Origin of the sequence: Halosaccharopolyspora lacisalsi (assembly GCF_014137975.1) — a bacterium.
In the GTDB taxonomy this organism is placed as follows: Bacteria; Actinomycetota; Actinomycetes; order Mycobacteriales; family Pseudonocardiaceae; genus Halosaccharopolyspora; species Halosaccharopolyspora lacisalsi.
The window spans coordinates 99,104-113,978 of sequence record NZ_JACGWZ010000008.1; the positions used below are offsets into that span (position 1 = coordinate 99,104).

Here is a 14,875-nt window from a genome sequence, read left to right on the forward strand (position 1 = left end):
CCGAAAGGGCACCACCATGACCACCGCCCCCGCCCCGTGGAACCTCGACCAGCGCCAGTTCTGGCTGCACGGCCACCAGCCCTCCGAAGCGGTCGGCTTCGACCCGAAGACCGGGATGTGGAACGTCTACGGCTACGCCGAGGCGTTGGACGTGCTCAGCGCCCCGAAGACCTTCTCCTCCTACACCGGGCGCCTGATGCCCCAGGAGGACCAGTTCGCCGAGGGCAACCTGGTCCAGATGGACCCACCGGCGCACAACAAGCTGCGCAAGCTCGTCAGCCACGCCTTCACCCCGAAGGTGGTGGCGAACCTGGAGCCCCGCATCAGCGAGCTGACCCGCGAGCTGCTCGACGCGGCCGCGGGCTCCGGCCGGATGGAGCTCGTCCGGGATCTGGCCTACCCGCTACCGGTGATCGTCATCGCCGAGCTGCTCGGCGTGCCCAGCAGCGACCGCCACCTGTTCAAGCAGTGGGTGGACGCGATGATGCAGCAGTCCCAGGAGTTCTCGCTCGACGAGATCGCCGATCAGCAGAACCCGGACATGCAGTACGCCACGGAGCAGTTCCAGCACCTGTCCGACTACATCGGCGAGCACGCCGCCGAGCGACGCAAGCAGCCCCGCGAGGACCTGCTGACCAAGCTCGTCGAGGCCGAGGTCGACGGGGAGCGGCTCAGCCGGGAGGAGGTGGTCAACTTCGCCAACGTCCTGCTGGTCGCCGGTCACATCACCACGACGATGCTGCTCGGCAACACCACGCTGTGCCTGGACGCGCACCCGCAGGCGCAGGAGTCCGTGCGCGCGGACCGCTCGAAGGTGCCCGCCGCGATCGAGGAGTCGCTGCGGTTCCTCAGCCCGTTCGCCGTGGTGGCCCGGGTCACCAATCACGAGGCCGAGATCGGCGGCAGGACCGTGCCCGCCGACCAGCTGCTCATGGTCTGGAGCGCGGCGGCCAACCGCGACTCCCGGCAGTTCACCGCCCCGGACACCTTCGACATCACCAGGGACCCGAACCCGCACATCGCCTTCGGGCGCGGCATCCACTTCTGCATCGGCGCACCGCTGGCGCGGCTGGAGGGGCGGGTGGCGATGAACATCCTGCTCGACCGGTTCCCGGAGCTGCGCACCGACCCCGACCGGCCCCCGGAGTTCCAGCCCAGCCCCTACATGACCGGCGTGAACAAGCTCCCGCTGGTGACGGGCTGACACCGACCGGGGTGTGAGCCCGTCACAGCCGCATCACCGGGCTCACACCTCGGCTTTCCGCTCCTCCGCGGTCGTGTCGTTCTCCGGGGCGTCCCGGTGCTGCCGGACCGCGCCGTCGGAGGGCATGCGGCGGAAGAGCACGAGAGCGAGGACCGAGACGACGGCCGCCGCCGGGCCGAGAGCACCCCAGCCCCACTCCGCCACGACGGCACCGCCGGTGAACCCGCCGAGTCCCATCCCGAAGTACAGCGCCGAGGAGTTGAGCGCGATCACCATCGCCGTGGCGGTCGGCGCCAGCGAGATCAGCCGGTGCTGCACGGCGGGCATGATGCCCCAGCCGCCGAATCCCCACAGCACCAGCAACGTCCCCATCGCCACCACGGAGAAACCGGCCAACGGCAGGAAAGCGAGCCCGATCGCGAGCACCAGCAGCGAGCCGACGATGCCGACGGTCGAGCCGTAGCGGTCGGTGATCCGCCCGACCACGACGTTGCCAGCGGCGCCGGCTGCGCCGTAGACGAACAGCAGCAGACCCACCGTGGTCGCTCCCGCCCCGGTGAGGGCACCGAGCATCGGAGAGGCGTAGGTGTAAGCGGCGAAGTCGGCCAGCGAGCCGAGCAGCGAGACCACCAGCACCCACACCACGGCCCTGTTGCGCAGTGGTGCGAGCCGCTGACCGGACGCGGCGGGTTCCGGCGCCGGAACCCGGGGCAGCACCAGCAGCACCGCCGAGGCCAGCACTCCCAGCAGCGCCACCATCGCGAACAGTCCCTTGTAGCCGAGCGGCCCCACGAGCAGCACCCCGAGCGGCACACCGATCACGGTGGCCAGCGTCAGCCCACTGAGGACCACCGAGACCGCGCGCCCCCTGCGATCCAGCGGGACGAGGTCCGAGGCGATCACCACGGCCGTGGGGGTGAACAGGCTCGCCCCGAGCGCGGCGAGGATCCGGGCCGCGGTCATCGAACCGAAGTCCGGTGCCACGGCGGTGCCGAGGCTGCCCACGACGAACAGCCCCAGTGACAGCCACAGCAGCTGCCGCCGCTCCCAGCGCCCTGCCAGACCGGACAGCAGCGGAGCACTGATCGCGTAGGTGAATGCGTGCACGGTGACGAGTTGCCCCGCCGTGGTCACGGGGACGTCGAGATGCGCTGCGACGGCGGGAAGTACACCGGCGATCAAGTAGGAACCGGTGTTGATAACGAAGGCACCGACGGCCAGCGCCAACAGTCGTACGGGCATGGGCGTTCCTTCGCCGACACGGGAGACGGGAGTGGTGGTGAGTGAGCACTCGAAAGCCGCCCCGGCGGGACGGCACCCGGCATGTCGATGAACGAACCGCCAGTGTTACCCACCGTGACGTAGTGCACGATTCGGGGAGCTCGAGGGCTGGAGCCGACGCCCTCGAACCACCCCGAACCGACCCGAAAACAATTCGGCAGTTGAACCACAATCCGACACGCCCGAGCGGATGGACCACCACACAATAAGGTGAATTACTCCGCTTGCGCTGGCGGCACCACGGAAATCGGGTATACAAAAAGAGCACACCCCATGAGAAACCGGCCTTTCCGGGCCGGAACAGGGGAACACGTCACGAGGAAGGAAGACACACGATGCGTTCGCTCTCTCGCGCGGTTGTCGCCGGTGCTCTCGCCCTGCCCATGACCTTCGCCGGCGCGGGTCTCGCCGCCGCTTGCCCCGACAAGGGGGACGGAAACCACCACCACAAGAGTGACAACCACTCCAAGCACGAGAAGCACACCAAGTGGTCCTGGGGCTGGAAGTGGACTCAGGTCAACGTTTCCGACAATGACAAGACGGTCATCAACGCCGGCATCATCGACTGAGAACACCGGTAGCATCGAAGCCGAACGGGGCTCCACCCATAGCAGCACGGGCCCCGTTCGGCTTTCGTTGCTGTCAACGATTCCTCGACGACGAGCGAAACAGCGGGAAAGCACCGCAGGAGAAAACGTTTCGCGACATTCCGGAACTCGTCCACGCGGCGGCGTCACGTCCGCTGATCGCCGAACGCTCCCGGGGGAGCGGGGACTCGGGTACGCGGACGGGGCCACCGAGCACCCCCTGGTTCGGGGTTGATGCGCTCGATGTTCGTCAGCGACTCCGGAGGGCCTTGATGATCAGTTGCCCGACGACGAGGTAGATCAGGGCGGCCAACCCGTAGTTCAGCACGACGCCCAGCACCGCGCCCTCGGGCGTGAAGACGTCACCCAGGCCCAGCACCAGCGTTTGGGCCAGCGCGTAGACGACCGAGACGAACTCGTTGCCCTGGTTCGCGTCGAACACGACGAAAAGGACGTGCAGGGCGAAAACGGTGACGACCACGCCGACCGCGGAGCGAATGATGTTGGCGACGGTGTTGGCGCCGTCGCCGCGGGACCCACGCCCGGGGGCGGGCTCCTGGGGGTACCCACCCTGCTGCGGATGGTGGCCCCGATTGTGCGGCGGGTGAGGATTGGGACCCTGATTCGAGGGGGAATTCATGGGCGGCGATTGTGTTGATCGACTCCCCGGAACGACAACCCCGCACGAAGGAAATTTCCTGAGAGAGTTGTCACGTAACACTCAAAAAACATGAAAACTACTCAACAAAAGAGCTGACCAGGGATTTCGTAAAGTTGATTTCAACAACCAGCGAACAGTGCAACCCTTTTTCGTTGCACGGCACAATTTTTGGCGCCGCGTTGCGCACTATGGGTTCACTTCGATTTTAGGCCGCATGACTCTGTTACGCTTCCGCGCTGACCGGTCGAGGACGAAGAAAAGAGTCCGATGTCGCGCGAGACGAGGTTCAAATAACAGCATGAATTACTCGCAGCAACAGCACTATTACGAAAAGTCGCGGCCACCGGTTCGTCGGAAGCGCCGTGGACGCAGGGTCCTGGGCGTCCTCGTGGCGCTGCTGCTGGTCCTGGTCGGGTTCGTGGTGTACGTGGACATGTCGCTGAAGCGGGAGAACGCCCTGCCCTCCGGCGACGATCGTCCGTCCGACGGCCCGGGCACGAACTGGCTGCTCGTGGGCTCGGACAGTCGCCAGGGACTCGGTGCCCAACGGCGAACCGAACTCGGCGTCGGGGAGGCGGCCGGTCGGCGCACCGACACCGTCATGCTGGTCCACGTCCCGGAGGGCAGCGGCAAGCCGACGATGGTGAGCCTGCCGCGTGACTCCTACGTGTCCGTTCCCGGGCACGGCGAGGACAAGCTCAACGCCGCGTTCGCCTACGGCGGGTCGCAGCTGCTGACGCGGACGGTCGAGGATGCCACCGGAGTGCGCATCGACCACTACGCCGAGATCGGGCTGGGCGGCTTCGCGGGCATGACCGACGCGATCGGCGGCGTGAACCTGTGCGTCGACGAGCCCATGCACGACCCCAAGGCGAACCTCGACCTGCAGCCGGGCTGCCAGAACCTCGGCGGTCCGCAGGCGCTGGGGTACGTGCGCTCCCGCGCGACCGCACGCGGCGACCTCGACCGGGTCCAGCGGCAACGCGAGTTCCTCGCCGCGCTGACCGAGAAGGCCTCCAGCCCCGGAGTCCTGCTCAACCCGTTCCGACTGTTCCCCCTGATCACGAACACCGCCGGCGCGTTCCGGGTCGACCAGGGCGACCACGTCTGGCACCTGGCGAGCCTGGCATGGGCGATGAACGGCATCGCCTCCGGGCAGGGCGTGACCACCACCGTGCCGTTCGGCGAGTTCGGCGAGACCGACGGCGGCGCCTCGGTGGTCGAGTGGGATCAGGACAAGGCCGAAACGCTGTTCCGCGCGCTGGCCACCGACACCCCGGTTCCGCAGGAGGTCATCACCAACACCGCCTCGATGGGCAACTGATCACGACGAAGGAGTGGAAATGAGCGAGCACGGAGGCGACGCGGAACAGGCAGCGCGCGCCTACGAGGACGCACTCGCCGAGGTCGGCTTCCTCGGACGTCACGCGAGTCCGGAAGACGAGACGGGTCAGCTACACGCGTTGCGGACGCAGCTGCTCCGGCTCGTGGACGCGCTGCCGAGCACCTCCCGGCCCCGGAGACAGTGCGAACACTGCGGCGGCCAGCGCGAGGTAGCCGCCGTGCACGCTCAGTACGGCGCCGGCACCGCGCCCGAGTTCGTCACCAGCCGACAGCGCTGTCCGCTGTGCTGGGGCACGGGACTGGCCCTGAAGCTGCCGCCGGTGGACCAACGGGGGTACATCGATGACACCTGATGCGGACGAGACCAATCCCGTAGCCGCGAGGGTCGGGGCCGTCGATCCGCTCTGCTGGTTCCTGGTCGCCTCGATGCTGCTCACGGCGATCCTGATGGCGGTCCTCGGAATGATCGTGGTCGTCCTCGTTATCGTGCTCCCGGCCATCGCGGTCCCGGTGTTCGACTCCCGGGTGAACCGCCCCGGTTCCGGGAGTCCCGGTCCATTCGCGCGGACGCACCGCATGAAACCCGTGGACAGGCGCGGAAGGACGAGCCCGTGAGTGACGAGGGGGAGCTGCTCGCTGACCGGTACCGCTTGCGGTGCCGGCTCGGCAGCGGAGCGATGGGGGTCGTCTGGCAGGCCACCGACGAGCTCTTGCAGCGACCCGTCGCGGTCAAGCAGCTGCTCCCCCAACCCGGCCTCGACGCCGCGCGCGTCGAGGAGGCGCGGCAACGGGCGATGCGTGAGGGGCGACTCGCCGCGAGGCTGCACCACCCGAACGCCGTGGCCGTGCACGACGTCACCGAGCACGAGGGCCTTCCGGTGCTGGTGATGGAGTACGCGCCTTCCCGCAGCCTCGCGGACGTGCTCGCGGAGCAGGGCACCATGACGCCGGAGGCGGTGGCCGGTATCGGTGCCCAGACCGCTTCGGCGCTGGAGGCCGCACACGCGGTGGGGATCGTCCACCGGGACGTCAAACCGGGCAACGTGCTCCTCGGTTCGGACGGCACGGTCAAGATCACCGACTTCGGCATCTCCCACGCCGCGGACGACGTCGTCGTGACTCGGACCGGCATCCTCGCGGGCACGCCCGCCTACCTGGCCCCCGAGATCGCCCGGGGCCACTCCCCCACGCCCAGCTCCGACGTCTTCTCCCTCGCCGCCACCCTGTACGAGGCGGTCGAAGCGAGAACCCCGTTCGACCACGGCAGCGACAACTCGCTGGCCCTGCTGCACGTGGTCGCCGCGGGCAACGCCCTGCCGCCCCGACGCGCGGGACCGCTCGCAACGGTGTTGACGCACATGTTGAAAGCCGACCCGGCCCAACGACCGGAGCTGGCCCAGGCCCGCGAGGCCATGCGCGCCGTCGCGGTGGGAACGTCGTTGCCCACCGCTGTCGACCACCTCGCCCACGAGGTTCCCGCCCGGCCCCTCGACCGCACCGCCACAGCTCCTCCGCCGGGCGAGGGGCGCAACGGAACCCGCCTGGACGCACGACCCCTCGATCAACGGCCAGGGCCCCGTGGAGGACACCCCGGCGCGAAACGTCGCCGACTCCTGCTCACCGCGGCGGCTGTCGCCGTCGCGGTCCTCACCGGGGTGCTCGTGGCGGCCCAGCTCGGCCCGGGCGGTGATCCCGCGCCGCAGGCGTCCCCGGCCAGTCGGACCCTCGCACCCCACCAGCTCGAACGGATCGCCTCGGACTACTACGCCCTGCTGCCCGAGCACCCCGACAACGCGTGGAGACGTCTGGGTCCGGGACTGCGATCCCGGGGCCACGCTCGGTACGCCGACTTCTGGACCAGCGTCTCCGGAGTCACCGTGTTCTCCGCACCCCGCGCCACCGGGGAGAGGACCGTCCACGTCGGCGTCGAACTGACCCTGCGCGACGGGACCAGGGTGCGGAAACTCCACCGGCTCGGCATGACCACCACCACGGGAAATCCGCTGATCAACACGGACACCGTCCTGCGCAGCGAGCGCATCGCGCCGCCGCCCCCGCCCAGCCCGACCGAGCACGACGAGAGGCACGAGGAGGGCGAGGAAGAGCAGCCGGGCGAGGAGCACAAGAAGGAGAAGCGGGAGAAGAAGCAGGACAGGAGGGGAGGAAACGAACGGAACAAGGGCGAGAAGGACAAGAAGGACAAGAAGGGCGAGAAGGGCTAGCGGGGCGCAAGACGGCGCTGCCCGGTAACCGGCTCGACGCACGGGTGAGTCGATGGCGAAGCAGCGCAGGACTCGCCGTCCTCGCCACTCCACACACGACACACACGACGAATGACGACTCGTCACGTGATCGAGAGTCGTTTCGGACCCGAGCAACCGGGGCCGGTATCCGCATCGACACCCCGAACATCCTCACCCGCACCTACTGGCCCATGATCAGTCGCGGGTACCGCTGGTTCCGCACCGGCTCCGACGCACCAGCGCGGACGGCCGCCGGTAGGCACTTCAGCAGGAACGATCCGTCACTCGCGCGAACGGGGATGCGTCGAACCGGCCACGCTTCCCACGTGAAAGATCACCACCAGGCATGATGCTCAGCCACAGAACCCCACCGACCTCCATCGTCAGCCGTGCACCATTATCACCACCCCGCGCCGTATCCACCGGGGCCGGAAAACGGGCTCGGCACGGCCGCGTTCGTCGTCGGCCCGTGCGCCTGCGTGTTCTCGTTCATCCCCGTCATCGGTCTGATCGCCCGGCCCGTGCCGATCACCGGAACAGGGCTCTCGATCGCCGCTCTCCACAAGGTCAGGACGGGCGCAGCCACGAACGAGGTGCCCGTGCTCGTCGGACTCGTGTTATCGCTGGTCGCACTGGTGATCCGCATCGGACGGGTAGCGATGATGTTCGACGTGGCCGACCAGAAGCAGGAGATCTTGCGGATCGCTGACATGGGAGCCAGCGAGAATCGGTGGCCGCACTACGTCCCGCAGGCGCGTGCCCTCGGCATCGGCAGCATGACGGGGTCCCTGCTGTTCACCACGCGGGAGAACTTCGGCATGCTGAGCCTGTCCTCTTCGAAGCCCGAGGCGTTCACGCAGCGCTCCGAGAAGGTGGGATGGGTTTTCGCCTCCCATGCTGCGGTGGCCTTCGCCAGTGCCCGCAACGACGCGCAACTCCACCGGACCATCACGACTCGCCAAGGGCATCGGCGAAGCGATGGGCGTCATCATGAACCGCTACAAGATCTCCGGGGGCCAGGCCTTCGAAGTGCTGAAACGGGTCTCGCAGCATCGCAACGTCAAGCTCCGCGAGGTCGCCCAGGAGGTCGCCGAAACCGGCGAGGTCCCGGGAGCCGAGGACCGCTGAGCCTCGTCCGGTCCCCTCGTTTAGATCGGTGCCACATCGGTTACTCTCCGAATAGCCGAGTTGACGTCTCGCCAAGGGAACTGCTCGGCCAGAGCAGCAGTGCGCTTGAGCAGCCAGGAGCATTGAGTACTCCGTTGGGCGCGTCAGGAGTGAAACCGGTCCCTCCTGCTGACACGCCTTCCGTATCTCTCGACGACCCCCGAGGGGGTCCCTTGACGCTCTTCGCTCACGTTGTGACTTGCTGTGACGGGACCTCGTCGCGACGTGAGGCCTGTTCAGCTTTTGGCTGCGTTGTCGTCGGTGAGACTATTGTGACCTGATGAGCCATCTTGTAGGCACCGAGGAATGGGCACACCACCACCGGGAAGACCATGAGGACCTGGTGGCCGACGCGGCCGAGTGGAAACCGCTGGCACCGTTTCACGCGGTGGACAGCGAGACCGGAGCGGCGCTGTGCGATTCGGACGTGGGGGTCGAGGTCGTCCCGGAGATGGTCTGGGATCAAGTGTCGTTCGGCCGGTGCATGGCGTGTCTCCAGGTGCTCGGCGAAACGGCCGGGCCCGGGTAAGGGATCTTCTGCTTCGGCGGCCCCTCCGTGGCTTCCGGCCGCCCGCCTCCCGCTCAGCCCGGTGAGGCCGCCCGTTGATGAAGGAGAGAAACTCCGACCACACGCACTGCGCGCGACTCGGGCACGTGGCGCCAAGTGCTTCGGCTCGGGCGTCGATGATGCCCATCCGGGCTTCGTGCTCGGGACCGGTGGAGTGCGCGGCGTGCTTGGTGGTCTGACCGCCCCACTTGCGGTGGAGCAATCCGCGCTCGGCGGAGAAGTAGCCATCGCTGACGGCGTTGAGCGCGACCAGGAGTTCCCTGTCCTCGAACGCCCGTAGTGCCATCCATCCGCCGAGTGCGAGCAACAGTTCCCGGCGGACGCACAGCGTTGCGGGATGGGCCGAGGAGCGGTGACCGTGTGCGCGCCAGCGCTCGAAGCACCGACCGACGTGGAAGCACTCCCTCGTGCGGGCCCTGGTCGAACCCGACTGGTGACCCGTCCGAACGAACCGCCATCGGGTGCCGCTCCGGAAGCGTGCGGGCTACGGGTGGGTGACCATCCACACGTTCCGCGAGGCGAAGCCGGGCTCCCGTGCCAGTGTCGATCGGAGTCCGCCGTCGCGCGGCTGGCGAACGCCCCCGAACAGCAAGAAGCCCCCTGCGACTAAGTAGGGGGCTTCGAGCTGTCTCGACCAGACGTGCGCCCGTAGGGATTCGAACCCCAAACCTTCTGATCCGTAGTCAGATGCTCTATCCGTTGAGCTACGGGCGCTTGTTCAGTTGTGGACCTCCACCTCACGGCGAACGTCCCTGCGGAGGCTCCGGGATTTGAACCCGGGAGGGGGAATGCCCCAACCGCATTAGCAGTGCGGCGCCATAGACCAGACTAGGCGAAGCCTCCGGGTCGTTCTCACGGCCACGAATGAAAGCCTACACACTCCCTGATCGGCCAAGCAAAGGGGGGTGGGGTTCATGCCCCCACCCCCCGGTGCTCACTCCTTCGAACCCCCTCCGAGCTGCACGAACGGCGTCAGCGCGTCCGGGTTGCTCAGCGCGTCGCGGCTGACGGCCTGATCCGGCGCGGCCCCGGCGAGGATCTTCTTCACCGGCACCTCCAGCTTCTTGCCGTTGAGGGTGTGGGGCACCTCACTCACCTGGATGAACCGGTTCGGCACGTGCCGGGGCGAGAGCTCGGCACGCAGCGCCGCCTTCAACTCCGGCTGGAGCTCGTCGAGGGAGGCACCCTCAGCCAGGACGAGGAAGCACAGCAGCTCGCCCTCGGACTCCCCCGCGCCGGAGGTGTCCACGACCAGCGAGTCGACCACGCTCTCGAAGCCCTCCACGACCCGGTAGAACTCGGCGGTGCCCATCCGGATGCCGCCGCGGTTCAGCGTCGAGTCGCTGCGACCGTAGATCACCAGCGTCCCCCGCTCGGTGATCTTGACCCAGTCGCCGTGGCGCCACACCCCGGGGAACGTGTCGAAGTAGGCGTCGCGCAGGCGGGCGCCGTCGGGGTCGTTCCAGAAGAACACCGGCATGGTCGGCATCGGCTTGGTGATGACCAGCTCGCCGACCTCGCCGTGCAGCTCGTTCCCGTTCTCGTCGTAGGCGGCCACGGACGCGCCCAGCATCGGGCACGAGAGCTCGCCCAGCCACACCGGCACGTCCGGTGCGGCACCCACGAACGCCGTGCACAGGTCGGTGCCTCCGGAGACGCTGGCGATCTGCACGTCCGGGCCGACCGCGTCGGCGATCCAGCGGAAGCCGTCGGTGGAAAGCGGCGCACCCGTGGACCCGATCGTGCGCAGCGCGGAGAGGTCGTAGTCGGAGCCGGGCCGCAACTCCTTCTTGAGGCAGCTCTGGATGAACGGCGCCGAGGTGCCGAAGTAGTCCACGCGGTGGCGCTCGTTCAGCTCCCACAGCGTCGTCAACGACGGGTACGCGGGGCTGCCGTCGAACAGCACGATCGTGGCCCCGGCCAGCAGCCCACCCACCAGGAAGTTCCACATCATCCAGCCCGTGGTGGTGAACCAGAAGAAGCGGTCGCCGGGTCCGAGGTCGGCGTGCAGCCCGATCGCCTTGAGATGCTCCAGCGTCATCCCGCCGTGCCCGTGCACGATGCCCTTGGGCAGGCCCGTGGTGCCCGATGAGTACAGCACCCACAGCGGGTGGTCGAACGGCACGGCGTCGAAGACGAGCTCGGCGTCGCGGTGCCGCTCCAGCAGGGTCCCCCAGTCCACGGCGCGGTCCAGGGACGCCCCGGTGTCGAGGTAGTCGATCAGCACCGTGGCCGACAGGCCGGGCAACTGCTCGGCCAGGTCGTCGACGGTGGAGCGAATGTCGAAGCTGCGGCCTCCGTAGACGTAGCCGCCGACCGCGATGAGCACCTTCGGCTCGATCTGGACGAACCGCTCGGCGACGGCGCGCAGCCCGAAGTCCGGCGAGCAGGAGGACCACACCGCCCCCAGGCTCGCGGTCGCCAGGAACGCGATCAGGGTTTCCGGGCTGTTCGGCGCCAGGGCCACGACCCGATCACCGCGCTGCACGCCGAGTTCGGCCAACCCCGCCCTGGTGGCCGCGACCCTGGCGCGCAGCTGACCGAAGGTCAGTTCCTCGCGGAGCCCGTCCTCACGGGCGAAGATCACCGCCTGGTCCTCGTCGGCCCTGCCCGCACCGTCCCGCAGGGCGTGCTCGGCGTAGTTCAGGGTGGCCCCGGGGAACCACTCCGCGCCCGGCATGACCTCCTCGGTCAGCACCCGTTCGGGAGGGTCGTGGAAGTCGACGTCGAAGAAGTCCGCGAGCTCGCCCCAGAAACCCTCCAGGTCGGTCACCGACCACCGCCACAGCGCCCGGTAGTCCGGCAGATCGAGATCACGCTCGGAGCGCAGCCACTCGCGGAACCGCTCCATCCGGCTGTCGCGGACGCGCTCCGACGACGGTTCCCACAGCAGCTCGGGCGTGTGTTCGGGGGTGTTCGATGTCATGCGTTTTTCCTAACGCATGAGGCCCTCGTCATGCCAGGGCACCCCCGGACCGCTTCGGCAGCGGAAACGATACGGGGCGCAGCTGCGGCGACCCCCGTGGGAGTGAAGCTCGTGCGGTTTCGCGCGAAACCGCCGGACCCTACTGCCACCCGGGCCGGTCTCAGGACGGGGCAGCGTGCTCCGGTTCCATCCGTACCGGGGGTTTTTGCGATTTTCCCTAAAGTTGTGTCACAACTTTAGGGAAAATCGTGAACACCACGGGCCGGGACACGTCAGGACGCGGCGACGTGCTCCGGTTCCTCCTCGGAAGTCATGTCGCGCTCGGTCTTGGCCACGAGCCGCGTACCGGTCAGGTCGCCGGTCACGTTGCACATCGTGCGCACCATGTCCAGCAGCGAGTCGATCCCGGCGACCAGGGCCACGGGGGCGAAGGGCAGCCCGGCCTGGCTGATCGTCATCGACAGCATGATCAGCCCCGCTCCCGGCACCCCGGCGGTCCCGATAGAGGCCAGCACCCCCACGGCGACGATGCCCAGCAGCTGTCCCGGCGACAACTGCACGCCCGCGATGTCGGCGACGAACACGGTCGCGGCACCGACGTAGATCGCCGTACCGTCCATGTTCACCGTCGCTCCCAGCGGCAGCGTGAAGCTGTAGACGCTGTCGCGCACGCCCATCCGCTCGGCCGCGCGCGAGCTCACCGGCAGGGTTCCGCTGCTCGACCGGGTGACGAACGCCGTCAGCATCGGGTCCTTGGCCGCGCCGAAGAACTTCCGCACGCCCACGCGCGCCACCGCCAGCAACCCCGCGTAGAACACGATCATCAGCGCGACGCCGCCGTAGACCACACCGGTCAGCTTCGCCAGCGGCGCCAGCGCTTCCATGCCGGTCTCGGCCAGCACCGCGGCGATCAGCGCGAACACACCGACCGGCGCGTACTCCAGCACTCCCCTGACCAGCAGGAACACCACCTCGACGAGCGCCTCGTTGGCTCGCCGCAGCAGGTTGCCCAGTCCGCTGAGCCGTTCGTCGTCCCTGCCGCACAGCACGCTGATGGCGATCCCGACGATCACCGCGAAGAAGATGACCGCCAGCACGTTGCCCTCGACCATGGCGGCCAGCGGGTTCTCCGGAACGATGCCCAGCAGCGTCTCGGCCATCGGCGGAGCCTTCTCCGGCTGCTGCGTCGACCCACCCGGCATCGTCAGTCCCGCGCCGGGATGCACCAACCAGGCGAGTCCGAGACCGAGAGCGATGGCCACCAGGGAGGTGAGCAGGTAGTAGCCGAAGACCTTCCCCCCGATGCGCCCGAGCTGCGACGGAGCCACCGACGAGACCCCGGCGATGAGGGTGACCACGACCAGCGGCACCACGAGCATCTTCAGCAGCCGCAGGAACAGGTCACCGAACGGTTGCAGCGCGCTCGCGGGTTCACCGACGAGCAGCCCCACCACGGCGCCGAGCACCAGGGCCACGCCGAGCTTGTAGATCAGGGGTATGTCGAGGTAGCGGCGCCACCACGTGCGCCGTCCCGCAGCCGCCATCGCCGTCCTCCCGCATTTCGAGATCGAAACTTTGGGGGGACGGTAGAGCACCGAAGTCACTTTCACCCGAACGGGTGTCTTGACATGTGGACAGTCCCCCTGCAGGCGCACCAGCTCCACGAGAGTTATCCGCCATGCCCGGGAAGCGTTACGGTCCTCGTGCGGTGAAAACGAGCCGTCTGACCAAGGAGTGGCCCATGAGCGCGCGTACCCGCCCCGATCTCGACCAGCTGCCCCCCTACGTCGCCGGACGCACCGTGCCCGGTTCGATCAAGCTGGCCAGCAACGAGGTCTCGGCAGGACCACTGCCCAGCGTCGTCGACACCATCACCCGCGCGGCGACCGACGTGCACCGCTACCCCGACATGGGCGCGACGAAGCTGGTCGACGCGCTGTCGAAGCAGCTGGAGGTGGATTCGGAGCGGATCGCGGTCGGCTGCGGCTCGGTGGCGCTGTGCGAGCAGCTCGTGCAGGCGACCTGCGGGGAGAGCGACGAGGTCGTGTTCCCCTGGCGCTCCTTCGAGGCGTACCCGATCATCACCCAGGTCGCCGGCGCCGGACAGGTCCGGGTGCCGCTGAGCGAGGGGCACGCGCTCGACCTGGACGCCATGGCCGCCGCCATCACTCCCGCCACGCGCCTGGTGTTCGTGTGCACGCCGAACAACCCGACGGGGACCACGCTGCACCGCGCCGAGCTGGAGCGCTTCCTCGACTCAGTGCCCTCCGACGTGCTCGTGGTGCTGGACGAGGCGTACCGGGAGTTCGTCAACGACCCGCAGGCGCCCGACGGCGTCGGCATCGCCCTCGAACGCGACAACGTCGTCTCGCTGCGCACGTTCTCGAAGGCGTACGGCCTGGCCGGACTGCGCGCCGGTTACGCCGTGGCCTCGCCGAAGGTGGCCGAGGCGTTGCGCAAGGTCTGCATCCCCTTCAGCGTCAACGCCCTGGCGCAGGAGGCCGCGGTGGCGGCGCTGGAGGCCCGTACCGAGCTCGAGGAGCGCTGCGCGAACGTGATCGCCGAGCGCACCCGGGTGCGCGACGAGCTGCTGACCCAGGGCCACGACGTGCCGGATACGCAGGCGAACTTCGTGTGGCTGCCGCTCGGCGAGCGGACGCAGGAGTTCAACGAGCACTGCACGGAGCACCGCGTGATCGTGCGGGCCTTCCCCGGCGACGGCGCCCGGGTCACCATCGGGTCGCCGGAGGAGAACGACGCCTTCCTCGCCGCCACCAAGGCCTTTCCCGTCTGATCACTTGCCGGTGCGGAAACCCGGTACTTGCCGTACCGGAAAGTCGAATGCTTGACTTTCCGGTACGGCAACACAACCCGGGGGAAGACCCACGTCGGAT

Annotated in this window: 14 protein-coding genes and 2 tRNA genes; 9 read left to right on the forward strand and 7 right to left on the reverse strand. The window is 68.3% G+C overall.

Features of this window, described 5'->3' with window-relative positions; genetic code table 11:
- Window positions 1-16 precede the first annotated feature (16 nt).
- Complete coding sequence (locus tag FHX42_RS23405; protein WP_182546627.1) at window positions 17-1,204, forward strand: cytochrome P450; 1,188 nt, start codon at window positions 17-19, stop codon at window positions 1,202-1,204.
- 42 nt (window positions 1,205-1,246) lie between these two features.
- Here the strand turns inward: FHX42_RS23405 and FHX42_RS23410 are convergent, their stop codons facing one another.
- Window positions 1,247-2,446, reverse strand: a complete 1,200-nt coding sequence (locus FHX42_RS23410; protein WP_182546628.1) for an MFS transporter — start codon at window positions 2,444-2,446, stop codon at window positions 1,247-1,249.
- 374 nt (window positions 2,447-2,820) lie between these two features.
- Between FHX42_RS23410 and FHX42_RS23415 the strand changes: the two genes are divergently transcribed.
- Window positions 2,821-3,054, forward strand: coding sequence for a hypothetical protein (locus FHX42_RS23415; RefSeq protein ID WP_182546629.1), 234 nt, complete (start codon window positions 2,821-2,823; stop codon window positions 3,052-3,054).
- 268 nt (window positions 3,055-3,322) lie between these two features.
- On the opposite strand, the gene FHX42_RS26860 is transcribed toward FHX42_RS23415, so the two are convergent.
- Window positions 3,323-3,712 carry a hypothetical protein gene (locus FHX42_RS26860; protein WP_235987829.1) on the reverse strand — a complete coding sequence of 130 codons (390 nt, stop codon included), beginning with the start codon at window positions 3,710-3,712 and terminating at the stop codon, window positions 3,323-3,325.
- 319 nt (window positions 3,713-4,031) lie between these two features.
- Between FHX42_RS26860 and FHX42_RS23425 the strand changes: the two genes are divergently transcribed.
- Genes FHX42_RS23425 through FHX42_RS23440 form a run of 4 tightly spaced genes read left to right on the forward strand, consistent with a single transcriptional unit; the run spans window position 4,032 to window position 7,299 of the window.
- A complete protein-coding gene (locus FHX42_RS23425) occupies window positions 4,032-5,057 on the forward strand; it encodes an LCP family protein (protein ID WP_182546630.1) in 1,026 nt (341 codons plus the stop codon).
- A gap of 19 nt (window positions 5,058-5,076) precedes the next feature.
- Window positions 5,077-5,430 (forward strand): hypothetical protein, encoded by a 354-nt coding sequence (locus FHX42_RS23430; protein ID WP_182546631.1) that lies wholly within the window; start codon window positions 5,077-5,079, stop codon window positions 5,428-5,430.
- Complete coding sequence (locus FHX42_RS23435) at window positions 5,420-5,692, forward strand: hypothetical protein (protein ID WP_182546632.1); 273 nt, start codon at window positions 5,420-5,422, stop codon at window positions 5,690-5,692. The genes FHX42_RS23430 and FHX42_RS23435 overlap by 11 nt, the downstream gene beginning before the upstream one ends.
- Window positions 5,689-7,299 carry a serine/threonine-protein kinase gene (locus FHX42_RS23440; RefSeq protein WP_182546633.1) on the forward strand — a complete coding sequence of 537 codons (1,611 nt, stop codon included), beginning with the start codon at window positions 5,689-5,691 and terminating at the stop codon, window positions 7,297-7,299. Before FHX42_RS23435 ends, FHX42_RS23440 begins: the two co-directional genes overlap by 4 nt.
- Before the next feature lie 421 nt (window positions 7,300-7,720).
- Here the strand turns inward: FHX42_RS23440 and FHX42_RS23445 are convergent, their stop codons facing one another.
- Window positions 7,721-8,032, reverse strand: a complete 312-nt coding sequence (locus FHX42_RS23445) for a hypothetical protein (protein WP_182546815.1) — start codon at window positions 8,030-8,032, stop codon at window positions 7,721-7,723.
- A 203-nt stretch (window positions 8,033-8,235) separates the two neighbouring features.
- Here FHX42_RS23445 and FHX42_RS27545 point away from each other — a divergent pair, with 203 nt between their 5' ends.
- The gene (locus FHX42_RS27545) at window positions 8,236-8,448 is read left to right on the forward strand and encodes an ANTAR domain-containing protein (protein ID WP_328796697.1); all 213 of its coding nucleotides are present in this window, start codon (window positions 8,236-8,238) and stop codon (window positions 8,446-8,448) included.
- 319 nt (window positions 8,449-8,767) lie between these two features.
- Window positions 8,768-9,016, forward strand: coding sequence for a hypothetical protein (locus FHX42_RS23455; RefSeq protein ID WP_182546634.1), 249 nt, complete (start codon window positions 8,768-8,770; stop codon window positions 9,014-9,016).
- Between the two features lie 680 nt (window positions 9,017-9,696).
- Here FHX42_RS23455 and FHX42_RS23460 read toward each other — a convergent pair.
- The 4 genes from FHX42_RS23460 to FHX42_RS23475 form a co-directional block, all read right to left on the reverse strand.
- Window positions 9,697-9,769: transfer RNA gene (locus tag FHX42_RS23460), tRNA-Arg, on the reverse strand.
- Window positions 9,770-9,810: 41 nt separating this feature from the next.
- Window positions 9,811-9,898, reverse strand: a tRNA-Ser gene (locus tag FHX42_RS23465).
- A gap of 91 nt (window positions 9,899-9,989) precedes the next feature.
- Complete coding sequence (locus FHX42_RS23470; protein WP_182546635.1) at window positions 9,990-11,981, reverse strand: acetoacetate--CoA ligase; 1,992 nt, start codon at window positions 11,979-11,981, stop codon at window positions 9,990-9,992.
- Window positions 11,982-12,253: 272 nt separating this feature from the next.
- Entirely contained in the window at window positions 12,254-13,525 is a 1,272-nt protein-coding gene (locus tag FHX42_RS23475) for a dicarboxylate/amino acid:cation symporter (RefSeq protein WP_182546636.1), read from the reverse strand.
- A gap of 197 nt (window positions 13,526-13,722) precedes the next feature.
- Between FHX42_RS23475 and hisC the strand changes: the two genes are divergently transcribed.
- Window positions 13,723-14,775, forward strand: a complete 1,053-nt coding sequence (hisC, locus tag FHX42_RS23480) for a histidinol-phosphate transaminase (protein ID WP_182546637.1) — start codon at window positions 13,723-13,725, stop codon at window positions 14,773-14,775.
- Window positions 14,776-14,875 lie beyond the last annotated feature (100 nt).

Excerpts from the sequence above, each read along its gene's own strand:
- FHX42_RS23445 (WP_182546815.1), bottom strand. The coding sequence starts at position 8,032 with ATGTCAGCGATCCGCAAGATCTCCTGCTTCTGGTCGGCCACGTCGAAC.
- FHX42_RS23430 (WP_182546631.1), top strand. The coding sequence starts at position 5,077 with ATGAGCGAGCACGGAGGCGACGCGGAACAGGCAGCGCGCGCCTACGAG.
- FHX42_RS23475 (WP_182546636.1), bottom strand. The coding sequence starts at position 13,525 with ATGGCGGCTGCGGGACGGCGCACGTGGTGGCGCCGCTACCTCGACATA.
- FHX42_RS23470 (WP_182546635.1), bottom strand. The coding sequence starts at position 11,981 with ATGACATCGAACACCCCCGAACACACGCCCGAGCTGCTGTGGGAACCG.
- FHX42_RS23435 (WP_182546632.1), top strand. The coding sequence starts at position 5,420 with ATGACACCTGATGCGGACGAGACCAATCCCGTAGCCGCGAGGGTCGGG.
- FHX42_RS23425 (WP_182546630.1), top strand. The coding sequence starts at position 4,032 with ATGAATTACTCGCAGCAACAGCACTATTACGAAAAGTCGCGGCCACCG.
- FHX42_RS23405 (WP_182546627.1), top strand. The coding sequence starts at position 17 with ATGACCACCGCCCCCGCCCCGTGGAACCTCGACCAGCGCCAGTTCTGG.
- FHX42_RS23415 (WP_182546629.1), top strand. The coding sequence starts at position 2,821 with ATGCGTTCGCTCTCTCGCGCGGTTGTCGCCGGTGCTCTCGCCCTGCCC.
- FHX42_RS26860 (WP_235987829.1), bottom strand. The coding sequence starts at position 3,712 with ATGAATTCCCCCTCGAATCAGGGTCCCAATCCTCACCCGCCGCACAAT.
- FHX42_RS23410 (WP_182546628.1), bottom strand. The coding sequence starts at position 2,446 with ATGCCCGTACGACTGTTGGCGCTGGCCGTCGGTGCCTTCGTTATCAAC.
- hisC (WP_182546637.1), top strand. The coding sequence starts at position 13,723 with ATGAGCGCGCGTACCCGCCCCGATCTCGACCAGCTGCCCCCCTACGTC.
- FHX42_RS23455 (WP_182546634.1), top strand. The coding sequence starts at position 8,768 with ATGAGCCATCTTGTAGGCACCGAGGAATGGGCACACCACCACCGGGAA.